Source organism: Pseudomonas fluorescens Q2-87 (assembly GCF_000281895.1).
In the GTDB taxonomy this organism is placed as follows: domain Bacteria; phylum Pseudomonadota; class Gammaproteobacteria; order Pseudomonadales; family Pseudomonadaceae; genus Aquipseudomonas; species Aquipseudomonas fluorescens_S.
In genome coordinates this window covers 5,933,475-5,957,948 of record NZ_CM001558.1, presented here as the reverse complement: position 1 = coordinate 5,957,948, position 24,474 = coordinate 5,933,475, and the positions used below count along the sequence as shown (strand labels likewise).

Sequence of the window (24,474 nt, the reverse complement as noted above, 5' to 3'; positions counted from 1 at the left end):
TCAGCGGCCGGACGTGATGTTCAATCCTTTGAGCAAGCTCAAGGCCTGGGCCAACTGGTAATCATCATCCTGCGGCATCGGCTTGGCTTTGCCACCGGAACCGGTCGGTTTGTCGGCGCCGCCGTTGCCATTGCCCAGGTGACCTTGCAGGTCGGCTTCCTTGAAGTATTCGCTGTCCTGCTCGTTGGTGATCTTGGCCTTGCGCACCTCGATGTCCGGGACGATGCCCTGGGCCTGGATCGAGCGGCCGTTGGGCGTGAAGTACAGCGCGGTGGTGATCTTCAAGGCGCGGTCGTTGTTCAACGGCAAGACAGTTTGCACCGAGCCCTTGCCGAAGCTGGTAGTGCCCATGACCACGCCGCGTTTCTGGTCCTGCAGGGCGCCGGCGACGATTTCCGATGCCGAGGCGCTGCCGCCGTTGATCAGCACCACCAGCGGCACGGCTTCGCTCAGGTCGTTGCCGGTGGCCGAGAAGCGCAGCTCGGAGTTGGCGATGCGGCCCTTGGTGTAGACGATCAGGCCCTTGGTGATGAAGTGATCCACCACTTCCACAGCCGACTGCAACACGCCGCCGGGGTTGTTGCGCAGGTCCAGGACCAGGCCGTTGAGTTTCTTGCCGTTGTCCTTGCGCATCTTGGCCAGGGCCTTGGCGACTTCTTCGCCGGTCTTGACCTGGAATTGAGTGATGCGGATATAGCCATAGCCCGATTCCAGCAGCTGGCTCTTCACGCTCTTGACCTGGATGACTGCTCGGGTCAGGGTCACGTCGAACGGCGTACCGCCGTCTCGCACCAGGGTCAGGGTAATCTTCTGGCCGATCTTGCCGCGCATCTTGTCGACCGCTTCGGTCATGCTCTGGCCGCGGGTCGGCTGGCCGTTGATCTTGACGATGAAGTCGCCCGCCTGGATGCCAGCCTTGGAAGCGGGCGTGTCGTCGATGGGCGATACCACTTTGACGAAGCCGTCTTCGCTGCCGACCTCGATGCCCAGGCCCCCGAACTCGCCGCTGGTGCTTTCCTGCAGCTCGGCAAAATCGTCCGGCCCCAGATAGGCCGAATGCGGGTCAAGGTTGCTGAGCATGCCTTTGATGGCGTTCTCCAGCAGCGTCTTGTCGTCCACCGGTTCCACGTAGGCGGCCTTGATCCGGTCCATGACTTCGGCAAAGGTGCGCAGCTCATCCAGCGGCAGCGGGGCCTTGGTGGTCGCGGCCGAGGCGGCGGGGGCCAACGGGGCCGGGTCGGCGGCGAAAGCCAGCGGCGCACCGATCACGAGGGCGATCGTCAGGGCCAGCGAGGTGAGGCGGGACAAATGCAGCATGTCGAACGAACTCCTTAATAGGATGGGCGCGCTTATCCTTGCGCACGACACCATTGGGCCGGGTCACTGGGGCGACCCTGCTGACGAATAGCGAAATACAGCGCTGGCGTGTCCTGCCCGCCACTGTTACCAACCGTGGAGATGGACTCGCCGGCCTTGACCACATCGCCCGCCGACTTGAGCAGCGTCTGGTTGTGGCCATACAGGCTTAAATAACCGTTGCCGTGATCCAGGATCACCAACAGGCCGGCGCCACGCAACCAGTCAGCGAACACCACGCGCCCGCCATGCACGGCATGCACCTGGCTGCCGGCGGAGGCGCTGATCATCACGCCGTCCCACTTGGTGCGGGTGTCGTCGCCACGGGTTTCACCGAAGCGGGCAAGTAATCGACCATTGACCGGCCATGGAAGTTTGCCTCGGGCTGAGGCAAAAGCACCGCCAAAGGTTTCGCCATCGCTGGAAACCAGTGCGCCAGGACTGGTTTTCGCCGGCTTGCGCGGGGCATCGCCTGCGTCCGCTTCGGCCTGGGCCTCACGCAAACGCTTTTTTTCGGCTTCCTGCTGGGCGATCAGCGCTTTCTGGCGCGCTTCTTCTGCCTCACGAGCCTGGCGGGCCAGGGTTTCCTCGATGGTTTTCAACACGTTTGCCAGCTCAGCCTGATCCTGCTCGCGGGCCTTGAGCTTGCTGTCGCGGGCCTTCACGTCGTCATTGAGCTTGGCCAGCGCCACCTGACGTTCCTTGCGAACCTTTTCGAGTTCGTCGCGCTGGCTGTCGAGGCTGCTTTTCTGCACCAGCAACTGGGCTTGTTGCAGTTCGATGTCTTTTTCGACATTGGCCAGTTGACGCAGGGTTTCGTTGAAGTTCTTGAGCTGTTCCAGGCGGGCCTGGCTCAGGTAATCGTAATAAGTGAGGGTGCGAGCGAATTTCTCGGGATTCTGCTGGTTGAGCAGCAGCTTGAGATACTCCTGGCGGCCGTTCTGGTAGGCGGCCCGGGCCTGGATGGCGATCAGCTTTTGCTGTTCAGTGCGCGCGCCCTGGAGTTTTTTTTCTCTCCATCGAGCCGCTGCAGCTCGGATTCGCTTTTCTTCAGCTCTTTTTGCAAGGCCTCGACCTGCTTCTCCAGCTTGCCCATCTCGGTTTCGGTGCCGCGCAGGTCTTTCTGTACGCTGGATTTCTCTTCCTGCAACTTGCCCAGCAGCTTTTTCAGCTCGGCAATGTCCTGGCGCGTGGCTTCCAACTGCTGTTGGGTTTGCGCGCGCTCGTCGGCAAAGGCCGGTTGGAGCAGGCAGGTCAGAACGAGGGCTATCAGGACGCGAAGCATAGAGGCGGGCGACACCAGGGAAAGGGACGGCCTAGTATGCCCGCCCCACGCTGCAAAAAAAACGCCCATTTGGGGCTGTGTGATAACTGGCCGGAAAAACACTGCAAACCCCGTGTGGGAGCGGGCTTGCTCGCGAATGCGGCGTGCCAGTCGACAGTTATGTGTCTGATACACCGCATTCGCGAGCAAGCCCGCTCCCACACTCGATTTGCGCTGGTTCAGACCAGAATCGAAGTCCCGGTCATCTCGGCCGGCTTTTCCATCCCCAGCAGCATCAGCATGGTCGGTGCCACGTCAGCCAGCACGCCACCCTCGCGGACCTTGAAGTCGCGCTTGCCGACATAAATGAACGGCACCGGCTCGGTGGTGTGGGCGGTGTGGGCCTGGCCGGTGGATTCGTCGGACATTTGCTCGACGTTGCCGTGGTCAGCCGTGATCAGCGCTTCGCCGCCGACCTTCTCCAGGGCCTCGACGATGCGACCGACGCAGGTGTCCAGGCATTCCACGGCCTTGACCGCCGCGTCGAACACACCGCTATGGCCGACCATGTCGCCGTTGGCGTAGTTGACCACGATCACGTCGTAACGCTGGTTTTCAATGGCGTCGACGATGCGGTCGGTCACTTCCGGCGCGCTCATCTCAGGCTGCAAGTCGTAGGTAGCGACTTTCGGCGAGGGGATCAGGATGCGTTCTTCGCCCGGGAAAGGTTCTTCGCGGCCACCGGAGAAAAAGAACGTCACGTGGGCATATTTCTCGGTTTCGGCGATACGCAGCTGGGTCTTGCCGTTCTTTGCCAGGTAATCGCCCAGCACGTTGTCCAGGCTGCCGGCGGCGAAGGCCGATGGGGCAGGGATGCTGGCCGCGTATTGGGTCAACATCACGAAGCCGGCGAGTTTCGGTTGGCGCGCGCGGTTGAATTCCTTGAAATCGTCCTCGACAAACACACGGGTCAGCTCGCGGGCACGGTCGGCGCGGAAATTCATGAACACCACCGCGTCGCCGTCTTCGACCTTGACCGGCTCACCGATGGTGGTGGCCTTGACGAATTCGTCGCTTTCGCCGCGTTCGTAGGCGGCTTGCAGGCCTTCCTGGGCGGTGGCCGCATTGAATTCGGCCTGGCCGTCGACGATCAGGTTATAGGCCTGGGACACGCGGTCCCAACGGTTGTCGCGGTCCATGGCGAAATAACGCCCGACGATGCTGGCGATGCGGCCCTTGCCCAGGGCTTGGAATGTGGCATCCAGCAGTTCGATCGATGAGGTGGCGCTTTTAGGAGGCGTGTCGCGGCCATCGAGGAAGGCGTGCAGGTAGATTTTCTCGGCGCCGCGCTTGAAGGCCAGTTCGGCCATGGCAATCAGGTGGTCCTGGTGGCTGTGAACGCCACCGTCGGACAACAGGCCCATGAAGTGCACGGCCTTGCCGGCGGCGACGGCTTTGTCCACGGAGGCGCAGATGGTCGGGTTTTCGAAGAACTCGCCGTCGCGGATCGATTTGGTCACCCGGGTAAAGTCCTGATACACCACGCGGCCTGCGCCGAGGTTCATGTGGCCGACTTCGGAGTTGCCCATCTGGCCGTCCGGCAAGCCGACGTCCATGCCGCTGCCGGAGATCAGGCCGTTCGGCACGGTGGCCCACAAGCGGTCCAGCACGGGCTTGTTGGCCGAATACACAGCGTTGGATTCGTGGCTGTCACTGTGACCGAAGCCGTCGAGAATCATCAGGACCAAAGGTTTAGGCGTGGTAGTCATGGAATCCACTCGTGGCTGGTTGAAAGAAGACGATGGAAAAGGGACGGGCAGTTTAAAGGTAAGTTCCGGTGGCGTCACCGCCGGGCGGGGTTTGGCCGGCCTTGTGTGCTGTGTATACTGGCCGACATTTTAACGCCCTGGAACCTCCTTCGATGGTTGCTCACCTGATTCAATTTGCCACTAACCACTACATTCTCGTCGGTATTTTCGTCGTGCTGCTGGCGTTGCTGGTTGCTCACACGATGCAGGGCGGCGGCCGCAGCCTGAGCACTGGCGAACTGACCGCGCTGGTCAACAAGGACGCCGGCGTGGTGGTGGACATTCGCCCGAGCAAGGATTACGCCGCCGGTCACATTGTCGGGGCGCTGAACATTCCCCAGGACAAACTGATCGCACGGGCCGGTGAACTGGAAAAACACAAGGCCAAGACAGTGATCCTGGTGGACGCCCAAGGCCAGCATGCAGGCACCTTGGCCCGTGAACTGATGAAGTCCGGCTTCACCGCCGCCAAGCTGTCCGGTGGCGTTGCAAGCTGGAAAGCCGACAATCTGCCCCTGGTGAAGTGAAAATGCCCCACGTTGTTGTCTATTCCAGCGATTACTGCCCCTATTGCTCCAGAGCCAAGTTCCTGCTCCAGAACAAAGGCGTGGCTTTCGAAGAGATCAAGGTCGACGGCAAGCCGCAATTGCGCGCCGAAATGACCCAGAAGGCCGGACGTACATCTGTGCCGCAGATCTGGATCGGCAGCACGCACGTGGGCGGCTGCGATGATCTGTTCGCCCTGGAGCGCGCCGGCAAGCTCGACGCGATGCTCAAGGCCTGAATTCCCTACTCAATAGAACCTGAAAGTAAGAAGGATCTGCGATGACTGACCAACAGAACACAGCTGCCAGCGAAGAAGAAGCCGCACCGCAATTCTCCTTGCAGCGTATCTACGTACGTGACCTGTCCTTCGAAGCCCCGAAAAGCCCGGCGATCTTTCGCCAGCAATGGGAGCCGAGCGTAGGCCTGGACCTGAACACTCGCCAGAAAGCCCTGGAAGATGATTTCCACGAAGTGGTGCTGACCCTGTCGGTGACCGTGAAAAACGGTGACGAAGTCGCTTTCATCGCCGAAGTGCAGCAGGCCGGGATCTTCCTGATCAAGAACCTGGACGCGGCTTCGATGAGCCACACCCTGGGCGCGTTCTGCCCGAACATCCTGTTCCCGTATGCCCGCGAGACCCTGGACAGCCTGGTGACCCGCGGTTCGTTCCCGGCCCTGATGCTGGCCCCGGTGAACTTCGACGCCCTGTACGCGCAAGAATTGCAGCGCATGCAGCAGGAAGGCGCTGCGACCGTTCAATAAGTCGACGCAAACCCTGTGGGAGCGGGCTTGCCCGCGAAAGCGGTGTGTCAGGCGACATTGATGTCAACTGACACTCCCTATTCGCGAGCAAGCCCGCTCCCACATTTGTTATGTGGTGTTACTGAAATCCGTTCTGCCGCCACGCCTCGTAGACCGCCACCGCCACCGTGTTGGACAGGTTCAGGCTGCGACAGCCTTCGCGCATCGGCAGGCGCAGGCGTTGCTCGGCGGGCAGGGCGTCCAGCACCTCGGCCGGCAGGCCACGGCTTTCCGGGCCGAACAGGAACGCATCGCCGGCGACGAAACTGGCGTCATGGAATGGCCGCGAGCCCTTGGTGGTGAAAGCAAACAGGCGCGGATGCCCGAGGCTTTCCAGGCAGCTGGCGAGGTCTGCATGACGCTGCAAAGTGGCATACTCGTGGTAGTCGAGTCCGGCACGGCGCAGGCGCTTGTCGTCCATCTCGAAGCCCAGCGGTTCGATCAAATGCAGGTGGCAGCCGCTGTTGGCGCACAACCTGATGACGTTGCCGGTATTGGGCGGTATTTCCGGTTGAAAAAGGATGACGTGAAACATGCACGGCTCCGCAGATAAAGATGAGCGGCATTCTACGCCGCAAACCGATCGGCGTTCGAAGCTAATGCCTCGGGTGATGGGGTCGCTGGCGATCGTAGGCGTGATGGTCGGGCTGATGATTGGGCGCCTGACCACGCCCGAGCCAAACGAATTGCAGCAGATCGAGGTAACGGAAGGCGAGTTGGTGGCCTGGTTCAACAACGAGCCCAAGTTGCATGGGGAGGTCATCGATGGCTCGGTGGCGCTGTTGTTCGACGCGCAGGGCCGGCCGCAGAATGGCCAGCTCAAGGTCAATGGCAAGGATGTGAATTGGCGGGTGCGTTTGAGCGACAAGGGGTTGTTGCTGACATTGGTGGCGGCGCGCCCGTTGCGCGGGGAATGGACCGCCAGTGAGGTCGATGACCGCTGGCGGGTGGAGGTCCGTCTCCAGGAGCAATAAAAGAGGGAATCCCCGGCCTGCCTGTACCAAGGTCCCCAAAACGGGAGGGCGTGCGGCTGGCGCTGCCCTGGGTGTAAAGAAGGGAAACCTTGACCTGCCTGTATCAAGGCCCCCAAAACAGTGGGCTCGATGAGCCCGGTATAAAATGGGGAATCCCCGGCCTGCCTGTACCAAGGTCCCCGAAACTGGGTAGTGATTGAGTTATTGCAGGGGGCGTGCCAGTTTTTAATGGTTTGTCACAAAATATCCGCCGACAGTGCGAAAAGCCCCGTATTACGGGGCTTTTGTTTTTATTTGTGCGGTTATTTTCGAACTAGGTCGATTGGTTTTAGCTCATTGTGCATGCGCAATTGCGGTTCGCAGTGCATTGATGCGGTGCATGAAGATCCAATGTGGGAGCGGGCTTGCTCGCGAATGCGGTGGGTCAGTCGACACCAATTTGTCTGATACACCGTTTTCGCGAGCAAGCCCGCTCCCACAAGGGGCGAGGAGCCAAAGGCTGCTCAGCCCTCTTCGCTGTCGTCATCATCCCCACCATCAACCTTCATCCCCAATTCCTTGATCTTGCGAGTCAAGGTATTGCGGCCCCAGCCCAGCAACACGGCGGCGTCGCGGCGGCGGCCGGCGGTGTGCTTGAGGGCGGTTTCGATCATGATCCGCTCGAAACTCGGCACGGCGCTGTCGAGCAGGCTCGATTGACCGCGGGCCAAGGCTTGGTCGGCCCACTGGCGCAGGGCTTGTTCCCAGTTGGTCACCGGTGCCGAATCCTGGGGCAGGCTCAACAACTCCGGCGGCAGGTCGCTGATGTGCACTTCACGACCCGAAGCCATCACCGTGATCCAGCGGCAGGTGTTTTCCAGCTGACGCACGTTGCCCGGCCACGGCAGGTTCTTGAGGTATTCCTCGGTTTCGCTCTTGAGCAGCTTGGGCTCTACCGCCAGTTCCTGGGCCGCGCGGCTGAGGAAGTGACGGGCCAGGGTCGGGATGTCTTCGCGACGGTCCGCCAGGCGCGGGATATGGATGCGGATCACGTTAAGGCGGTGGAACAAGTCTTCACGGAACTTGCCGGCGTGAACCAGGGTTTCCAGATTCTGGTGGGTTGCCGCGATGATGCGCACGTCGACCTTGACCGGTGTATGCCCGCCCACGCGGTAAAACTCGCCGTCCGCCAGCACGCGCAGCAAGCGGGTCTGGGTGTCGGCCGGCATGTCGCCGATTTCATCAAGGAACAACGTGCCGCCGTCGGCCTGTTCAAAACGCCCGCGCCGCAGATTGGCCGCGCCGGTGAACGCGCCTTTTTCGTGACCGAACAGCTCGGACTCCATCAGATCCTTGGGAATCGCCGCCATGTTCAGCGCAATGAACGGCGATGCCGCCCGTGGGCTGTGGCGGTGCAGCGCATGGGCCACCAATTCCTTACCGGTGCCTGACTCGCCGTTGATCAGCACGGTGATGTTGGAATGACTCAGGCGGCCGATGGCGCGAAACACTTCCTGCATCGCCGGCGCTTCGCCGATGATTTCCGGGGTGCGGGCCAGGGCGGGCACTTCCTCCAGACCCTGTTGTTCCTGGGCGTGCTGGTTGGCGCGCTTGACCAGCGAGACCGCCTCATCGACATCGAACGGCTTGGGCAGGTATTCGAAGGCGCCGCCCTGGTACGACGCCACGGCACTGTCCAGGTCGGAATGGGCGGTCATGATGATCACCGGCAAACGCGGATGCTGTTCGCGAATCCGCGCGAGCAGGTCCAGGCCGCTGGCGCCAGGCATGCGGATGTCAGAGATGATGACGTCGGGCTGCTGACGGGCCAGGCGACTCATCACCCCATCGGCGCTGTCGAAGCTCTGGGTGGTCATGCCTTCCTGTTGCAAGGCTTTTTCCAAGACCCATCGGATTGAACGGTCGTCATCGACGATCCACACGGTTTCACTACGGCTCATGTCGATGTGGCTCCTTGTTCCAGTGGCAGGAAGATCGAGAAAGTGGTGTGGCCGGGGTGGCTTTCACATTCGATCAAGCCCTGGTGCTGACTGATGATGTTCTGGGTAATGGCAAGGCCGAGCCCGGTACCGTCCGGGCGGCCACTGACCATGGGAAAGAAAATGGTTTCCTGCAGCTCGGCAGGGATGCCCGGGCCGTTGTCGATGATCTCGATCTTGGTCACCAAGCGATGGCGCACATGGCCGATAGTGAATTGGCGCATGGCGCGGGTGCGCAGGCTGATGCGGCCCAGGCGCAGCTCGTTCTGGCTGCTGATGGCTTGCATCGCGTTGCGCACGATGTTCAGCACGGCCTGGATCATTTGCTCGCGGTCGATCAGCACGTCTGGAATGCTCGGGTCATAGTCGCGCACCAGGGTGATGCAACCCTGGCTTTCCGCTTCCACCAGGCTGCCGACGCGCTCCAGCACTTCATGGACATTGCACATCGCCAGCGACGGCAGCTTGTTCGAACCGAGCATGCGATCCACCAGGTTTCGCAAGCGGTCGGCTTCCTCGATGATGACGTTGGTGTAGTCCTTGAGGCTCTCTTCCGGCAGCTCGCGGGCCAACAGTTGCGCTGCACCGCGAATCCCGCCAAGGGGGTTCTTGATCTCGTGGGCCAGGCCACGCACCAGCATCTTGCTGGTTTCCTGCTTGGATAACTGGGCTTCTTCCTTGGTGATACGCAGCAGGCGATCACGCGGATGAACCTCCAGTAGCAGCAAGGTTGCGCCGTTGTTCAGGATCGGCGTGACCGCATAGTCCACGGTCAGGGTCTGACCGGTCAGGGCGGTCAACATCGCTTCGCGCTTGGTGAACGGATGGGCCTGTTCAACGGCCTGGCGCAAGGAATTGAGCGCTTCGGCGGATTCGGTGAACAACTCGCTGATGAACTGTCCGTGGCTGCGCTGGCCGCTGACGGCCAGGAGCATCTCCGCCGCCGGGTTCATGTACTCGAGGCGCAGTTCGGCATCGAGCAGGATGGTCGCGGTGGTGAGATTGTCGAGTAGCAAGCGGTGTAGTGCGTCGCTAATGGTCATCAGGACCTCTTTTGGAGCGTAACAACGGGGGACGGATCCCCAATTGCGCGCGCGATTAATGCGCTGATGCGAGGAAAATGCAAAAACCAAACCAAGGCTCCGAAAAGAAGCGTTTAGAGCCTCAAAAAGGCGTTATTCGCCCGTTTGCGTGGCGTTTTGCCAGTTTTTACGGGTATTTTCGAACCAAAATGGGTGGGTAAACTGGGAAGGGTGCGATTAGGTGCACCAATATAGTGCGCCAACCTGAACGGTCTTAAAAGAAGGGCAGGATGCTGCTTTTTTCTTCTTCAGGTTTTTCGGCGAGGGGGCATTCCGGGCGCTGGCCGTAATCGGCCAAGGCGCAGGGTTTGACGCGGCGCTTTTGCGCCAGGGACATGCGCTGCATGTGAAACGGCTGGTTGGCGGTACGTTCGACGATGCGGTCTTGCTCATCGAGGATTTCCACCGCCAGATGATGAGTGCCCCGGTCGACATTGCTCAGGGCAAATACCGGGCTCGGCCCCGGCGCGCCGGTCGGCTGGCCGTCGAGCAGCAGGCGATAGCGGTGGCCTTTCTTCAGGCTGGGTTCGCTGATTGCCGTGACAATCAGCTGTCCTTCGGTGCTGCGTATCGTCGCGTCCGGCTCTGGAATCAATAGCCGGAGCATTTCGTAATGAAACAGCGGCTCGGGTTGGGCTTGGGCGGTGGGTGCCGAGTTTGTGCTGGTGCGCGGCGTCGGCATTCGGTTGCCGGGTGAAAGTTGTATTTTTTTCGCATTGCTGGGGCGCGGCTGGTCGGTGAAGACGCGATTGCCCTGGGCGTCGATGTAGGTATAGACCTGCGCCACCCCAGGCAGCGCGGCCAGCGACAGCGCCAGCGCTAACAGCCAGCGAATCATGGCTGGTGCACCCGTTGGACGGTGAACATAACGGTCTCGCTCTGTTGCACGAGGTTATCCCCATCTATGACTTGGACCGCCAGGCTGTGCTCGCCCCGATCGACATTCACCAGTTGCAGGCGTGGGACATTGGTCGGCTGGCCGTAGGGTTGCCCGTCCAGGAGCAGCCGGAATTGGTGAGGGCTTTGCAGGCGCGGTCGGGTCCGGACACCTACGGTGAAGGTGCCGTTGTTGGCGCGTAGCGCCTCGTCGGTGGGGATGTCCGTCAGTTCCAGTGTCTCGTAGGCGTTGCCCGGCTCGTCCCTGTCCGCAGGGGCTGGCGGAGCGCCCGGTCCGGCGGGAGCCTGGCGCTCAATGCTGTTGAGCGGCGGCAGTTCCACCGCCTGGGCCGGTACGCCCTGGGGAGGTTGGTTACTGTAGGCGGTGTTGCCGTCGGCGTCGGTGTACTTGTAGATCTGCGCGCCGGCAGGCAGCGCCAACAGCAGCAACAATGCTGTAAAACCACGACCCATAAAATTGACCGAAAACTAAAAGTGTTGGGTTTCAGCATAGGTCAGGGAGGGGCATTGGCCCAAGTTGTTGCGCGCAACCTCTGTGGGAGCGGGCTTGCTCGCGAAAGCGGTGTGTCAGTCACTTGGATGTTGGCGGTACTGGCCCCTTCGCGAGCAAGCCCGCTCCCACACGGGATATGCGTCGCTTGGCTCAGGCTTTTGGCGCGATGCACAGCTCTGCGGTCGCCCGGATAAGCGCGAGCCGGTGCACGGGGTGCTGCTTGTTATGGTGGGTGGCCTGGGCCAGCCACTGCGGGCATTGTGGGTCGGTGCGGTAGGGGGCGAAGTCGGCCAGTTGCTGCAACAGGCGTTTTTGCAACAGGTCGAGTTTCGGCCGAATCTCTTTCACCAAGTCCGGACGCGGAAGGTCCGGGGCCTTTCCTTCCAGGCTCCAGTCGGACAAGTTGATGTATTGCACCAATTTGTTCGCTTCTATCTGGGCGCTGAAAAACGCTTCCACCGTTTCGCCGCTCAGCTTGTAGTTCGGCGCCTGGGCGACGGCGGCGGCAATGACCTCACGCTCGCGCTGACGATCTTCCACCGGTTTATGGCTGTCCCATTTGCTCAGCGCCACTTGATCGGCGATGGCCAGGCGTTCGCCGATGGCGTTAAGCAGCGGAGTCAGGTCGGCGGGGGCTGGGGAGGCTTGGGCGGTGGCGGCCGACAGCGTGGCGCAGAGCGCAAGGCCGAGTTTGAAGCGCAAAGTCATGGGCAGTCTCGTCTTCGATGGGGGAGCGACTAGCCATCATGCACGTAACCTGCACCCATAAAAAAGGCCTCCCGAAGGAGGCCTCTCTTTATTCACGCCGCGTGTTGCGACGCTACCGGATCAGCAGCTGTAGTACAGCTCGTATTCCAGTGGGTGTACGAAGGTACGAACCTTGATTTCTTCTTCGCTTTTCAGTGCGATGTAAGCGTCGATGAAGTCATCGCTGAATACGCCGCCCTTGGTCAGGAACGCACGGCCCTTGTCCAGCTCTTCCAGGGCTTCTTTCAGGCTGCCACACACCTGTGGAATTTCCTTGGCCTCTTCAGGCGGCAGGTCATACAGGTTTTTGTCGGCAGCATCGCCAGGGTGGATCTTGTTCTGGATACCGTCCAGGCCGGCCATCATCAGTGCAGCGAAGGCCAGGTATGGGTTGGCAGCCGGATCCGGGAAGCGCGCTTCGATACGGCGTGCCTTAGGGCTGTTCACGTAAGGAATACGGATCGAGGCGGAACGGTTGCGAGCCGAGTAGGCCAGCATGACCGGAGCTTCGAAACCTGGTACCAGACGCTTGTAGGAGTTGGTCGACGGGTTGGTGAAGCCGTTCAGGGCCTTACCGTGCTTGATGATACCGCCGATGAAGTACAGGGCGGTGTCCGACAGACCGGCATAGCCTTCGCCGGCGAAGGTGTTCTTGCCGTCTTTGGAAATCGACATGTGGACGTGCATGCCCGAACCGTTGTCGCCGTACAGAGGCTTAGGCATGAAGGTTGCGGTACGACCGTATGCATCGGCAACGTTGTGTACGCAGTACTTCAGGGTCTGGACTTCGTCAGCCTTCTTGACCAGCGTGTTGAATTTCACGCCGATTTCGTTCTGGCCGGCAGTTGCCACTTCGTGGTGGTGAACTTCGACAGTCTGGCCCATCTCTTCCAGTGCGTTGCACATGGAGGTACGGATTTCGTGGTCGTGGTCGAACGGTGGAACTGGGAAGTAGCCGCCTTTCACGCCTGGACGGTGGCCTTTGTTGCCGCCTTCCACGTCCTGGTCGGACATCCACGAACCTTGCTCGGAGAAAATCTTGAACATCGAGCCGGAAATATCGGACTTGAATTTCACTTCGTCGAAGATGAAGAACTCAGGCTCCGGGCCGAAGAAAGCGGTGTCGCCGATACCGGTGGACTTCAGGTATTCCTCGGCACGGTGGGCGATGGCGCGTGGGTCGCGGTCATAGCCTTGCATGGTCGAAGGTTCGATGATGTCGCAGACCAGGATCAGGGTCGGCTCTTCGGTGAACGGGTCCAGGACCGCGGTTTCGTCGTCCGGCATCAGGATCATGTCGGAAGCTTCGATGCCTTTCCAGCCGGAGATGGAGGAGCCGTCGAACATTTTGCCGATTTCAAAGAATTCGTCGTCCAGCGCATCACGGGCCGGCATGGTCACGTGATGTTGAGTACCTTTGGTGTCAGTGAAGCGCAGATCAATCCACTTGACGTCATGATCTTTGATGAGTTGAACCGACTTCGACATATGTCCTCCGGGTGGCTTCGGGCGGGTAGTGGAGTGCCCTTAGATATGGGTGATGCCGGCGCGAATACTCTGCCAAGGCAACCTGCCTCACAAGGGAGCAATTTGCATGCCAGTGCCCCAGCATGGGTTTTTTGCACCAAATCCACGCTTTTGAAGGGCGAAAACCGGGATTGTCGAACAATTACGCACTGCAATGTGGCGTGCTTCGGCATTAGTGACCTGTTTTGGTGCGTGCAAAACCGTCTGTACAGAAACTGGTTAAACCTTGAGCAATTTCCGCTATAATCCGCGCCCCCCTTTTTCGGCTGGCCGTTCGCGCGCTGTTTTCATGAAACTAATCGTAAAAGTCTTCCCCGAGATCACCATCAAGAGCCGCCCGGTACGGATGCGTTTCATCCGCCAGTTGGCCAAGAACATCCGTGCCGTGCTCCGAGACCTGGACCCGGCTGTGGTGGTGAACGGCGTGTGGGACAACCTCGAGCTGGAAACCCTCGTCAGCGAGCCGAAGATCCTGAAGGAAATGACCGAGCGCCTGAGCTGCATGCCGGGTATCGCGCATTTCCTGCAGGTCGATGAATATCCGCTGGGGGATTTCGATGACATTCTCGCCAAATGCATGCTGCATTATGGTGACGCCCTGGCCGGCAAGATTTTTTCGGTGCGTTGCAAGCGTGCCGGCAAACACCCGTTCAGTTCGATGGACGTGGAGAAGTACGTCGGCAGCCAGTTGCGCCGACAGTGCGGCGCCGCCGGTATTTCGCTGAAAGACCCGGAAATCGAAGTTCGCATCGAAATCCGCGACCAGCGGCTGTTCGTGATTCACAGCCAGCACGACAGCATCGGCGGATATCCGCTGGGTTCGCTGGAGCAGACCCTGGTGCTGATGTCCGGCGGCTTCGACTCCACCGTGGCGGCCTATCAGATCATGCGGCGCGGGTTGATGAGCCATTTCTGCTTCTTCAACCTCGGCGGGCGCGCCCATGAACTGGGCGTGATGGAAGTGGCGCACTTCATCTGGAAGAAGTACGGCAGCTCCCAACGCGTGTTATTTGTGAGTGTGCCATTCGAAGAAGTCCTGGGCGAGATTCTCGGCAAAGTCGATAACAGTCATATGGGCGTCATTTTGAAGCGTATGATGTTGCGCGCCGCTTCGCGAATCGCCGACCGCCTGCAGATCGATGCGCTGGTGACCGGCGAGGCGATCTCCCAGGTGTCGAGCCAGACGTTGCCGAACCTGTCGGTGATCGACTGCGTGACCGAGAAGTTGGTCTTGCGTCCACTGATCGCCAGCCACAAGCAGGACATCATCGACACGGCCATTGAAATCGGCACTGCCGATTTCGCCAGGCACATGCCCGAGTACTGCGGCGTCATCTCGGTCAACCCGAAGACGGCAGCCAAGCGCGGGCGGGTGGAGCACGAAGAGAAAGAGTTCGACATGGCGGTGCTCGAGCGTGCGCTCGAAAACGCCAGGCTGGTGCCGATCGATCGGGTCATCGACGAATTGGGCCAGGACATACAAATTGAAGAAGTCAGCGAGGCGCTGGCCGGTCAGATCATTATCGACATCCGTCACCCGGACGACGCTGAAGACGACCCGCTGAGCATCGCTGGCATCGAGGTACAAACGATGCCGTTCTATGCAGTGAACGCGCGTTTCAAGGAACTGGACCCTACTCGCCAGTACCTGTTGTATTGCGACAAAGGCGTGATGAGTCGCCTGCATGCCCACCATTTGCTCAGTGAGGGGCATGCCAATGTGCGCGTTTATCGACCGAGCTAAGTGCCCGGGGCTGTTTGCCTGTGGCCTGCGTCACCGGCCCCCCGACGCCGCCGTGAAGCTGTAACGGCTTTCGCGGACGCTACTGTTAATCGCTGCCAAGACTTGTCAGCACACCGAATCCTCTGATCGAGATACACAAGTGATCGAAAATCTACGCAACATCGCCATCATTGCTCACGTTGACCATGGTAAGACCACCCTGGTAGACAAACTCTTGCGTCAATCCGGCACCCTGGAGCGCAACGAGCTCAACGACGAGCGCGTGATGGACTCTAACGACCAGGAAAAAGAGCGTGGTATTACCATCCTGGCGAAAAACACCGCCATCAACTGGAACGGCTACCACATCAACATCGTGGACACCCCGGGCCACGCCGACTTCGGTGGTGAAGTAGAGCGCGTGATGTCGATGGTCGACTCCGTGCTGCTGCTGGTCGACGCCCAGGACGGCCCTATGCCGCAAACCCGTTTCGTGACCAAGAAGGCTTTCGAAGCCGGCCTGCGTCCGATCGTGGTCATCAACAAGGTTGACCGTCCAGGCGCACGTCCGGACTGGGTTCTGGACCAGATCTTCGACCTGTTCGACAACCTGGGTGCCACCGAAGAACAGCTGGACTTCAAAGTCGTCTACGCCTCGGCCCTGAACGGTATTGCCGGTCTGGACCACACCGCCATGGCTGAAGACATGACCCCGCTGTACCAGTCGATCGTCGACGACGTACCAGCACCGAAAGTCGACCGTGACGGCCCGTTCCAGATGCAAATCTCGGCACTGGACTACAACAGCTTCCTGGGTGTGATCGGCGTTGGCCGTATCGCCCGTGGTCGCATCAAGCCGAACACCCCGGTGGTGGCTATCGACGCCGACGGCAAGAAGCGCAACGGTCGTATCCTCAAGCTGATGGGTCACCACGGCCTGCACCGTATCGACGTTGAAGAAGCAGCGGCCGGCGACATCGTCTGCATCAGCGGCTTCGAGCAACTGTTCATCTCTGACACCCTGTGCGACCCACTGAACGTCGAAGCGATGAAGCCGTTGACCGTTGACGAGCCAACCGTTTCCATGACTTTCCAGGTCAACGACTCGCCATTCTGCGGTAAAGAAGGCAAGTTCGTGACCAGCCGTAACATCAAGGAGCGTCTGGACAAGGAGCTGCTCTACAACGTTGCCCTGCGCGTTGAAGAAGGCGACTCGGCCGACAAGTTCAAGGTTTCCGGCCGTGGTGAGCTGCACCTCTCGGTACTGATCGAAACCATGCGTCGCGAAGGCTTCGAAATGGGCGTTGGCCGTCCTGAAGTGATCATCCGCATGGTCGACGGCGTCAAGCACGAACCGTACGAAAACGTGACCATCGACCTGCCGGAAGAATCCCAGGGCGCGATCATGGAGCAAATGGGCCTGCGTAAAGGCGACCTGACCAACATGGTTCCGGATGGCAAGGGCCGTGTGCGCCTTGAGTACAACATCCCGGCCCGTGGCCTGATCGGTTTCCGTAACGAGTTCCTGACCCTGACCTCCGGTGGCGGCATCCTGACTTCGATCTTCGATCGTTACGACGTGATGAAGTCCGGCGACATGTCCGGCCGTCAGAACGGCGTGCTGGTATCGGTTGCGACCGGCAAGGCACTGACCTACTCGCTGGAAACCCTGCAAGCCCGTGGCAAGCTGTTCGTTGAACACGGCCAGGACATCTACGAAGGTCAGATCGTCGGCCTCAACAGCCGCGACAACGACCTGGGCGTGAACCCGACCAAAGGCAAGAAGCTCGACAACATGCGTGCTTCGGGCAAGGACGAAACCATCGCCCTGGTTCCGCCGGTCAAGTTCACCCTGGAGCAGGCGCTGGAGTTCGTGCAGGAAGACGAACTGTGCGAAGTGACGCCGAAGTCCATCCGTCTTCGCAAGAAGATCCTGGGCGAAAGCGAGCGTACCCGCGCTGCCAAGAAAAGCGGCAACTGAGTTTCGACTTAGTTAACGCTTGAAAAAAAACGCCCCCGGTCGTGAGATCGGGGGCGTTTTTTTATGCCTGGAATTTGTGCGGTGCTTGTCAGGGCCCCTTCGCGAGCAAGCCCGCTCCCACAGTGGATCTTCAGCGGACACAGATTTTGTATCCGGCATCAACCAACTGTGGGAGCGGGCTTGCTCGCGAAGGCGATGGATTAGGCGCTAAAAAAAATAAGCAACAGATTAGAACTTGTCCAGCGTCCGCGGATTACGCTCGCGCTCCACTTCCTTGGGCTTGTACGCGCAATACCCCGGCCGTGGCCCCACCCGTGGGTGATTGCGGCAGGTGTCCGGGCGCTTCTCGTAAATGGTGCACAGCCGGCTCTTGCGGTCCAGATAAAGGCAGTCATTGTTGCTCATGCGCTGGAGGGTGAAGATTTCCGACTTCTGGTTATAGCGCTCGACGATGCCTTCCTTTTGCAGGCGCTTGGCGATGTTCTTTGGCGGGTCGCCCAGTTCGAACTCATCGACGATGCCGATCCGGATCAGGTCCTTGATCTTGACCTCCACCGGCAGCGTGCAGCAGCTCGACACGCAGGAACCGCACATCGGGGCGGAGTACTTGGCCCAGGTATCGAGTCGGTCGATCTCCGCGGCGGCGATCAGGTTGGGCTTCATCATCAAGGTGTACCAGCGTGCATCAGGGCGCGCGATCATACCGGGACTGGTGAAATTTTGAACGACCTTCCGCCGGTTTTTTTCTTGTTACGGCAAAATCCTGCGGGAGCGGCACGGCCCCTGCATTCATTCGCTCAAGCGGCAATTGCCTGGCGGCGATTCCCCGTTACCTGTGCAAATCCACCGAACCAAGAGGCTGTACCGTCTGTCAGACCGACTAGGCTCAGACAATTCCATGCTCGTTCGAGGTCTCACCAATGACTCAAGAACCACTTGTTCGCGAAGCTGAAGTTGCGGCATTTCGCGACGCCGTGTTGACCAAACTCACTTATGCCGTCGGCAAGGACCCCGATCATGCGTTTGATCACGATTGGTTCGAAGCCATTGCTCTCGCCGCCCGCGACCACATGGTCGAACACTGGATGGATCACACGCGACAAATCTATCGCAAGGGTCAGAAGCGGGTGTATTACCTTTCCCTGGAATTTCTTATCGGGCGCCTGCTCTATGACAGCCTGAGCAACCTCGGCCTGCTGGACACCGCCCGCGAAGCCTTGACCGAGCTGGGCGTGGACCTGGAGCGCATTCGCCTGCTGGAGCCGGATGCGGCGTTGGGCAACGGCGGCCTCGGCCGCTTGGCGGCGTGCTTCATGGAGAGCATGTCCACCCTGGGTATCGCCGGCCATGGCTACGGCATTCGTTACGAGCATGGCTTGTTCCGCCAGGCCATCGTCGACGGCTGGCAGCAGGAACAAACCGAGCATTGGCTGGACTTCGGCAACCCGTGGGAGTTCGAGCGGCCGGAGGTGGTCTACCCGATCGGCTTTGGCGGTAGCGTCGAAACCGTGACCGACGAGGCCGGCAAGACCCGGCAAGTCTGGTCCCCGGCCGAAACCGTGCGGGCCATTGCCTATGACACCCCAGTGGTGGGCTGGCGTGGTGCCAGCGTCAACACCCTGCGCTTGTGGCGTGCCCGGGCCGTGGAAGACTTGCACCTGGAGCGATTCAACGCCGGCGACCACTTGGGCGCGGTGGCCGAAGTGGCTCGTGCCGAAAGTATTTCCCGCGTGCTATACCCGGCCGACAGCACCGAAGCTGGCCAGGAACTGCGCCTGCGCCAGGAATATTTCTTCGTCGCCGCCTCGTTGCAAGACCTGCTGCGCCGCCATCGCAACATGCACACCTCGGTGCTGACCCTGGGCGACCACGCAGCAATCCAGCTCAACGACACGCACCCGTCGATTGCCGTGGCCGAGCTGATGCGTCAATTGGTGGACGTCTACGACGTGGCGTGGGACGCCGCCTGGCAGATCACCCAGGACACGCTGTCCTACACCAACCACACGCTGCTGCCCGAAGCGCTGGAAACCTGGCCGGTAGGATTGATGGAGCGCATGTTGCCCCGGCACATGCAGATCATTTACCTGATCAACGCCCAGCACATCGATTCGCTGCGGGCCAAGGGCGTGCATGATTTCGACGTGCTGCGCTCGGTGTCGCTGATCGAAGAAGACAACGGGCGTCGGGTGCGTATGGGTAACCTGGCGTTCCTCGGCTCCCACAGCGTCAACGGTGTGTCCGGGCTGCACACCCAACTGATGCGCAGCACGGTGTTCTCCGAGCTGCACAAACTCTATCCGGAGCGGATCAACAACAAGACCAACGGCATCACCTTCCGCCGCTGGTTGTTCCAGGCCAACGCCGAACTGACGTCAATGATGGTCGATGCCCTCGGCCCGAGCGTGCTCGACAACCCCGAGGAGCGCCTGATCGAGCTGGAGCCGTTCGCCGACAAACCGGCGTTCCGCAAACAGTTCGCCGAACAGCGGCTGCACAGCAAGAAAGCCCTGGCCTACCTGATTCATGAGCGTCTGGGCATCGCGGTGAACCCGGCGGCGATGTTCGACGTACAGGTCAAGCGGATCCACGAATACAAACGCCAACTGCTCAACCTGTTGCACACCGTGGCGCTGTACCAGGCGATTCGCGCCGAGCCGGAAGTGGACTGGGTGCCGCGGGTGAAGATCTTCGCCGGCAAGGCCGCTGCCAGCTATCACCAGGCCAAGCTGATCATCAAGCTGACCAACGACATCGCCCGCGTGGTGAACAACGACCCGACCGTGCGTGGCTTGCTCAAAGTGGTGTTCCTGCCCAACTACAACGTCAGCCTGGCCGAGAGCATCATCCCGGCAGCGGACTTGTCGGAGCAGATCTCCACCGCTGGTTTCGAAGCGTCGGGTACCAGCAACATGAAGTTCGGCCTCAACGGTGCGCTGACCATCGGCACCATGGACGGCGCCAACGTCGAGATGCACGATCGGGTAGGCGGTGAGCACATGTTCATCTTCGGCCTGACCGCCGAGCAGGTCGAGGCCCGCAAGCGCAACGGTGAATTCAGCGCCGCACCGGACATCGCCGCCTCCCATCGCTTGAGCGACGTCTTGCAAGCGATCCGCGGCGGTGTGTTTTCGCCGGACGATCCGATGCGCTATACCGGGCTGGTGGACTCGCTGGTGGACTATGACCGGTTCCTGGTTTGCGCCGACTTCGACTCGTACTGGAGCGCCCAGGCCAAGGTCGAAGAGCGCTGGCACGACTCCAAGCAATGGTGGCGTTCGGCGGTGCTCAACACTGCGCGCATGGGCTGGTTCTCTTCGGACCGGACCATTCGTGAATACGCCACCGACATCTGGAAGGCCCTGGAGTAGCCTTTGCTGCAAGAAATGTGAGCGAAGCCCAACGGCGGTTGGGCTTCGTCGATATACTAAGCGCCAGTTTCGCCGGGGGGTGTGGCCGGACTCAGTACTGGAGAAGTCAATAAACCAAATGTGGGAGCGGGCTTGCCCGCGAATGCGATGTGTCATTTAAAGTTTCGGCGATTGACACACCGTATTCGCGAGCAAGCCCGCTCCCACAAGGGTTGTGCTCTTCCACTAAGCTGAGCCAGGCACTAGCCCGGTCATGCCCGCAACGGGCCGCTTAGGGATATCGACCATGCAATGGATCTTGATGCTGTTGGGCCTGGCACTCGGCTGGGTGGTGGACGAGTCGTTCGCCGATGCGCTGATAGGCGCATTGGTGGGGCTTGGCATCGCCCAGGCGTATCGGCTGGGGCGTCTTGGGGCCCAGTTCGCCAAACAACAGGATTTGTTGCAAGGAGCTCAGCGTAGCTTGATCACGCTCGAGGCGCGCCTGCTGGTCCTCGAACGCGCAGCGGTCCCTGGCTCGAGTGAGCCTGTGTCGCGACCCGTCGCGGCCCGGGCCACCAGCCCCGAAGCGCCAGCCAAGCCTGCACAAGAGGCGGAGCCTGAGCCAGCGCTGCTTTGGGAATTGCCGCCCGAGCTTGAACCTGCGCCTGCGATGGCCACCCAAGCCAGCCAGCCGTTGCCCGACGATATCTGGACCCCTGCGCCCGCGACCTCCAGGCCCGCCGCCCGTGAATTCGGCCCTGCGCCCGTTAAACCGCAAGTCTTGGAACCAGCGGCGCCCCGTGGCCCGAACCTGCTCGACCGCGCCATGTTGGGTGCGCGCAACTGGCTGTTCGGCGGCAACACCGTGCTGCGAGTCGGCGTGGTGTTGTTGTTCCTCGGCCTGGCGTTCCTGCTGCGTTATGCCACCGAAGGCATGGTGGTGCCGATCGAGCTGCGTTACGCCGGCGTTGCGGCCTGCGCGCTGGGCCTGCTGGGTCTGGGCTGGTGGTTGCGCCAGCGCAAGAATGACTACGCGTTGATGCTGCAAGGCACGGGCATCGCGGTGTTGTACCTGACGGTATTCGCCGCCATGCGCCTGCACCCGCTGCTCGATTCAAAAGCTGCCCTGGGCTTGCTGGTCGCCGTCACGGTGTTCTCGGCGATCCTGGCGGTCACCCAAAACGCCCTGGGCTTGGCGGCGGCCGCGGCGCTGGGCGGGTTCGCCGCACCGATCCTGACCTCCACCGGCAGCGGTAATCACGTCGCGCTGTTCAGCTATTTCATCCTGCTCAATGCCGGCATCCTCGCCATCGCCTGGTTCAAGGCCTGGCGCTTGCTCAACCTGATTGGCTTCATCGGCACCTTCGGCATCGGTTTCGCCTGGGGCCTGCGCTCCTACGCGCCGCAACTCCTTTGGAGCACCGAGCCGTTCCTGGTCCTGTTTTTCCTGATGTACCTGGCGATTGGCTTGTTGTTCACGCGCCGCAAACTGTTGGAAATGAACGACGCACCCGAAGACGGCAGTCGCGACGCCGTGCTGCGCTGGTCGGCGCGCAAGGGCGATTACGTGGACGGCACGATGCTGTTCGGCCCGCCGCTGGTGGGCTTCGGGTTGCAGTTCGCGCTGGTGCAGCATCTGGAATTTGCCGCCGCCTTCAGCGCCCTGGCCCTGGGCATGATCTACATGGGCCTGGCCCGTGTGCTGATGGGTGGCCGCGCCTTGCTGCTGGCCGAAACCTGCCTGGCCCTGGGGGTGATTTTTTCCAGCCTGGCGATCCCCTTGGGGCTCGATGCCCGTTGGACCGCAGCGGCCTGGGCCGTTGAGGGCGCGGGGATCTTCTGGCTGGGCCTGCGCCAACAGCGGCCTCTGGCGCGAGCCTTTGCCTTGCTCTTGCAACTGGGCTCGGCGCTGGCCTTCCTCAGCGAATTGCGCTCCGGCGAAAGCAGCCTGCTCGACGGCTCACCGTTGGGGGCATTGATGCTCGGCGGCGCCTTGTTGTTCACCTTCTTCCAACTGCGCAAGGCGTCGCCTGAACAAGCGGCGGCTTGGGAGCGCCGAGGCCAGCCGGTGCTGGCCGTGTTGGGGCTGGGTTTCCTCTATCTACTGGCCCCGATGTTTTTCTTCACCCACGGCACCGCCATTGCCTGGGCCTTGGCCGGGCTGGTGACTTTGTTTGTCGGCCTGCGCCTGCAATCGCGGACCTTCCTGTTTACCGCGTTCGCGGTGCAACTGTTGGGCGGCGCGTTGTTCCTGCTGCGCCTGCAAGGCGCCGAGGGAGACTCGGCTGCGGTGTTCAGCGCCGGCTGGAGCGGCTTGCTCAGTGCCTCGCTGATCGGCCTGGCGCTGATCGGCGGCATGCTGTTGGCGGCGCGCGACGACATGGTGCGCAACGATGCCCGATTGCTGCGCGGATTGTCCGTGGTGTTGCTGGCGGGGCTGGTGCTGATCAACCTCGCTGTGCTGTTCGTCCTGCCTTGGCAAACAGCCAGCGGTGTGTGGGCGGCCAGCGGTCTGCTGATCATCTGGCTGAGCCTGTACCTGAAACAGCGCATGAGCTTCGTGTTCGGCCTGTTGCTGCAATTGTTGGGCGGCGCAGCGTTCCTCACCGCCGGACCGGCCCTGTTGGGGCCGCTCGATGCCGAAGGTCTGCGGCCCCTGGCCCATGGCGGATTCTGGACGCCGCTGGTGCTGGGGCTGGCGGCGCTGGTGGGCGCATGGCGACTGCAGCGCGGCCATTCGGCGACGGTATTCGATGCCTTGAACCTGCAACGCTTGTCCCAGTTGCTGTTGGTCTGGGGCGGCGGTTGGTGGGCGCTGGCGTGGGTCAGTGAAGTGCTGCGCTTTGCCCCGGCGAACCTGCAGGGCAGCTTGCTGCTGCTGGTCGCGGCGATCAGCGTGGCGCTGTGGACGGTCCTGTCCCTGCGGTTGAAATGGCCGGCGATGGGGCTGCTGTGCACCCTGTTGATCCCGGCGGCGGGCTGCGTGCTGGTGGCGACGGGGCACAGCCACTATCACCCGGCCGCGAATTTCGGCTGGCTGGCCTGGTTGGCGGTATTTGCCGTGCATTTCCTCTCTCTCAAGCGCCTGGCGCCAACGCTGCCCACCCAGGCGCGCAGTACGGCTCACGTACTCGGTTGCTGGTTGCTGATGGCGGTATTGATGCTGGAGTTGCGTTACGGCCTGCTGTTGCTGTCTGAGCAGTACAACGCTTGGCGCTGGCTGGCCTGGGCGATCCTGCCAGGCCTTTATCTGGTGCTGATGGCCACGCCGCGTAGCTTGCCATGGCCGGTTTCGGCGCAACCACGGGAATACCGTGTCTATGCGGCGGCGCCCATGGCGCTGTTGATGCTCGGTTGGTTCTGGTTGACCAACACCTTCAGTGATGGCAACTCAGAGCCGCTGCCTTACATTCCGTTGCTCAATCCCTTGGAGCTGGGCCTGCTGTTCGCCTTGTTCGGTATCTATGTGTGGGCTCGCAACGCCGTGGAGCAATCGACGAACCGTTGGAATCGTGTCGGGCACATCGCCCAGTTGATCGCCGGTGTGTCGCTGTTCGCGTTCTTCACCGCGCTGGTGATGCGCACTGCCCACCAGTGGATGGGGGTGCCATACGAGCTGGACGCGTTGCTTGAGTCGATGTTCGTGCAGGCCGGGCTGTCCATCGTCTGGACGCTGATAGCCCTGGGCCTGATGATTGGCGGGCATCTGCGGCACCGCCGTGAGGTGTGGCTGGTTGGCGCGGCGCTGATCGCCGTGGTCGTGGCGAAGCTGTTCTTTGTCGAATTGAGCAACCGTGGCGGTCTGGCGCGGATCGTGTCGTTTATCGGCGTAGGTGTATTGCTGCTGGTGGTGGGCTACTTCGCGCCGCTGCCGCCCAAGCGCCCGGAAACGGCCGTCCCGGCCGAACCGCCAATGCCTGTCAGTGAGGGAGTGTCATCTTGA

Annotated in this window: 18 protein-coding genes and 1 pseudogene; 8 read left to right on the top strand and 11 right to left on the bottom strand. The window is 61.1% G+C overall.

From position 1 onward, the window contains the following. The 3 genes and pseudogenes from PFLQ2_RS01660 to gpmI form a co-directional block, all read right to left on the bottom strand. Complete coding sequence (locus tag PFLQ2_RS01660; protein WP_003186743.1) at positions 1-1,317, bottom strand: S41 family peptidase; 1,317 nt, start codon at positions 1,315-1,317, stop codon at positions 1-3. 32 nt (positions 1,318-1,349) lie between these two features. Further along, a pseudogene (locus PFLQ2_RS29190) lies at positions 1,350-2,641 on the bottom strand (murein hydrolase activator EnvC family protein). Positions 2,642-2,859: 218 nt separating this feature from the next. Next, on the bottom strand, positions 2,860-4,389 hold the full coding sequence (gpmI, locus tag PFLQ2_RS01675; protein WP_003186739.1) for a 2,3-bisphosphoglycerate-independent phosphoglycerate mutase: 1,530 nt from the start codon (positions 4,387-4,389) through the stop codon (positions 2,860-2,862). A 152-nt stretch (positions 4,390-4,541) separates the two neighbouring features. Here gpmI and PFLQ2_RS01680 point away from each other — a divergent pair, with 152 nt between their 5' ends. From PFLQ2_RS01680 to secB, 3 genes are read left to right on the top strand one after another with little or no spacing between them, the layout of a single operon-like run. Then, positions 4,542-4,955, top strand: coding sequence for a rhodanese-like domain-containing protein (locus PFLQ2_RS01680; protein WP_003186738.1), 414 nt, complete (start codon positions 4,542-4,544; stop codon positions 4,953-4,955). 2 nt (positions 4,956-4,957) lie between these two features. Beyond that, positions 4,958-5,212: a glutaredoxin 3 gene (gene grxC, locus PFLQ2_RS01685; RefSeq protein ID WP_003186737.1), complete on the top strand. Its 255-nt coding sequence runs from the start codon at positions 4,958-4,960 to the stop codon at positions 5,210-5,212. Positions 5,213-5,253: 41 nt separating this feature from the next. Beyond that, positions 5,254-5,736, top strand: a complete 483-nt coding sequence (gene secB, locus PFLQ2_RS01690; protein ID WP_003186736.1) for a protein-export chaperone SecB — start codon at positions 5,254-5,256, stop codon at positions 5,734-5,736. Positions 5,737-5,854: 118 nt separating this feature from the next. Here secB and trmL read toward each other — a convergent pair whose 3' ends face one another. Further along, positions 5,855-6,310, bottom strand: coding sequence for a tRNA (uridine(34)/cytosine(34)/5-carboxymethylaminomethyluridine(34)-2'-O)-methyltransferase TrmL (trmL, locus tag PFLQ2_RS01695; RefSeq protein ID WP_003186735.1), 456 nt, complete (start codon positions 6,308-6,310; stop codon positions 5,855-5,857). Here trmL and PFLQ2_RS01700 point away from each other — a divergent pair. Then, positions 6,309-6,749 carry a hypothetical protein gene (locus PFLQ2_RS01700; protein WP_003186734.1) on the top strand — a complete coding sequence of 147 codons (441 nt, stop codon included), beginning with the start codon at positions 6,309-6,311 and terminating at the stop codon, positions 6,747-6,749. The two genes, trmL and PFLQ2_RS01700, sit on opposite strands and share 2 nt — an antisense overlap. Positions 6,750-7,252: 503 nt before the next feature. Here the strand turns inward: PFLQ2_RS01700 and ntrC are convergent. The 6 genes from ntrC to glnA all read right to left on the bottom strand — a co-directional run bounded on the left by ntrC (position 7,253) and on the right by glnA (position 13,435). Beyond that, positions 7,253-8,689 (bottom strand): nitrogen regulation protein NR(I), encoded by a 1,437-nt coding sequence (gene ntrC, locus PFLQ2_RS01705; RefSeq protein ID WP_003186733.1) that lies wholly within the window; start codon positions 8,687-8,689, stop codon positions 7,253-7,255. Beyond that, a complete protein-coding gene (gene glnL, locus PFLQ2_RS01710) occupies positions 8,686-9,771 on the bottom strand; it encodes a nitrogen regulation protein NR(II) (protein WP_003186732.1) in 1,086 nt (361 codons plus the stop codon). Before glnL ends, ntrC begins: the two co-directional genes overlap by 4 nt. A gap of 253 nt (positions 9,772-10,024) precedes the next feature. Continuing rightward, positions 10,025-10,648: a DUF4124 domain-containing protein gene (locus PFLQ2_RS01715; protein WP_003186731.1), complete on the bottom strand. Its 624-nt coding sequence runs from the start codon at positions 10,646-10,648 to the stop codon at positions 10,025-10,027. Beyond that, the gene (locus tag PFLQ2_RS01720; protein ID WP_003186730.1) at positions 10,645-11,160 is read right to left on the bottom strand and encodes a DUF4124 domain-containing protein; all 516 of its coding nucleotides are present in this window, start codon (positions 11,158-11,160) and stop codon (positions 10,645-10,647) included. The genes PFLQ2_RS01715 and PFLQ2_RS01720 overlap by 4 nt, the downstream gene beginning before the upstream one ends. A 190-nt stretch (positions 11,161-11,350) precedes the next feature. Then, positions 11,351-11,908, bottom strand: a complete 558-nt coding sequence (locus tag PFLQ2_RS01725; protein ID WP_003186729.1) for a chorismate mutase — start codon at positions 11,906-11,908, stop codon at positions 11,351-11,353. Positions 11,909-12,028: 120 nt separating this feature from the next. Beyond that, positions 12,029-13,435, bottom strand: coding sequence for a glutamate--ammonia ligase (gene glnA / locus PFLQ2_RS01730; RefSeq protein WP_003186728.1), 1,407 nt, complete (start codon positions 13,433-13,435; stop codon positions 12,029-12,031). 328 nt (positions 13,436-13,763) lie between these two features. On the opposite strand from glnA, the gene thiI reads away from it, so the two are divergent. Both thiI and typA read left to right on the top strand, forming a co-directional pair. Next, the gene (gene thiI, locus PFLQ2_RS01735; RefSeq protein ID WP_003186726.1) at positions 13,764-15,218 is read left to right on the top strand and encodes a tRNA uracil 4-sulfurtransferase ThiI; all 1,455 of its coding nucleotides are present in this window, start codon (positions 13,764-13,766) and stop codon (positions 15,216-15,218) included. A 139-nt stretch (positions 15,219-15,357) separates the two neighbouring features. Then, entirely contained in the window at positions 15,358-17,178 is a 1,821-nt protein-coding gene (typA, locus tag PFLQ2_RS01740; RefSeq protein WP_003186725.1) for a translational GTPase TypA, read from the top strand. 228 nt (positions 17,179-17,406) lie between these two features. Here the strand turns inward: typA and PFLQ2_RS01745 are convergent, their stop codons facing one another. Continuing rightward, complete coding sequence (locus tag PFLQ2_RS01745; protein ID WP_003196865.1) at positions 17,407-17,844, bottom strand: YkgJ family cysteine cluster protein; 438 nt, start codon at positions 17,842-17,844, stop codon at positions 17,407-17,409. Between the two features lie 254 nt (positions 17,845-18,098). Between PFLQ2_RS01745 and PFLQ2_RS01750 the strand changes: the two genes are divergently transcribed. Continuing rightward, positions 18,099-20,549, top strand: coding sequence for a glycogen/starch/alpha-glucan phosphorylase (locus PFLQ2_RS01750; RefSeq protein WP_003186723.1), 2,451 nt, complete (start codon positions 18,099-18,101; stop codon positions 20,547-20,549). A 286-nt stretch (positions 20,550-20,835) separates the two neighbouring features. After that, the gene (locus PFLQ2_RS01755; protein ID WP_003186722.1) at positions 20,836-24,474 is read left to right on the top strand and encodes a DUF2339 domain-containing protein; all 3,639 of its coding nucleotides are present in this window, start codon (positions 20,836-20,838) and stop codon (positions 24,472-24,474) included.

Bases quoted from the DNA above. Each gene is read 5' to 3' on its own strand.
- thiI (WP_003186726.1), top strand. From the start codon at position 13,764: ATGAAACTAATCGTAAAAGTCTTCCCCGAGATCACCATCAAGAGCCGC.
- PFLQ2_RS01715 (WP_003186731.1), bottom strand. From the start codon at position 10,648: ATGATTCGCTGGCTGTTAGCGCTGGCGCTGTCGCTGGCCGCGCTGCCT.
- PFLQ2_RS01755 (WP_003186722.1), top strand. From the start codon at position 20,836: ATGCAATGGATCTTGATGCTGTTGGGCCTGGCACTCGGCTGGGTGGTG.
- gpmI (WP_003186739.1), bottom strand. From the start codon at position 4,389: ATGACTACCACGCCTAAACCTTTGGTCCTGATGATTCTCGACGGCTTC.
- glnA (WP_003186728.1), bottom strand. From the start codon at position 13,435: ATGTCGAAGTCGGTTCAACTCATCAAAGATCATGACGTCAAGTGGATT.
- glnL (WP_003186732.1), bottom strand. From the start codon at position 9,771: ATGACCATTAGCGACGCACTACACCGCTTGCTACTCGACAATCTCACC.
- PFLQ2_RS01700 (WP_003186734.1), top strand. From the start codon at position 6,309: ATGCACGGCTCCGCAGATAAAGATGAGCGGCATTCTACGCCGCAAACC.
- PFLQ2_RS01720 (WP_003186730.1), bottom strand. From the start codon at position 11,160: ATGGGTCGTGGTTTTACAGCATTGTTGCTGCTGTTGGCGCTGCCTGCC.
- secB (WP_003186736.1), top strand. From the start codon at position 5,254: ATGACTGACCAACAGAACACAGCTGCCAGCGAAGAAGAAGCCGCACCG.
- grxC (WP_003186737.1), top strand. From the start codon at position 4,958: ATGCCCCACGTTGTTGTCTATTCCAGCGATTACTGCCCCTATTGCTCC.
- PFLQ2_RS01745 (WP_003196865.1), bottom strand. From the start codon at position 17,844: ATGATGAAGCCCAACCTGATCGCCGCCGCGGAGATCGACCGACTCGAT.
- trmL (WP_003186735.1), bottom strand. From the start codon at position 6,310: ATGTTTCACGTCATCCTTTTTCAACCGGAAATACCGCCCAATACCGGC.
- PFLQ2_RS01750 (WP_003186723.1), top strand. From the start codon at position 18,099: ATGACTCAAGAACCACTTGTTCGCGAAGCTGAAGTTGCGGCATTTCGC.
- PFLQ2_RS01725 (WP_003186729.1), bottom strand. From the start codon at position 11,908: ATGACTTTGCGCTTCAAACTCGGCCTTGCGCTCTGCGCCACGCTGTCG.
- PFLQ2_RS01660 (WP_003186743.1), bottom strand. From the start codon at position 1,317: ATGCTGCATTTGTCCCGCCTCACCTCGCTGGCCCTGACGATCGCCCTC.
- ntrC (WP_003186733.1), bottom strand. From the start codon at position 8,689: ATGAGCCGTAGTGAAACCGTGTGGATCGTCGATGACGACCGTTCAATC.
- PFLQ2_RS01680 (WP_003186738.1), top strand. From the start codon at position 4,542: ATGGTTGCTCACCTGATTCAATTTGCCACTAACCACTACATTCTCGTC.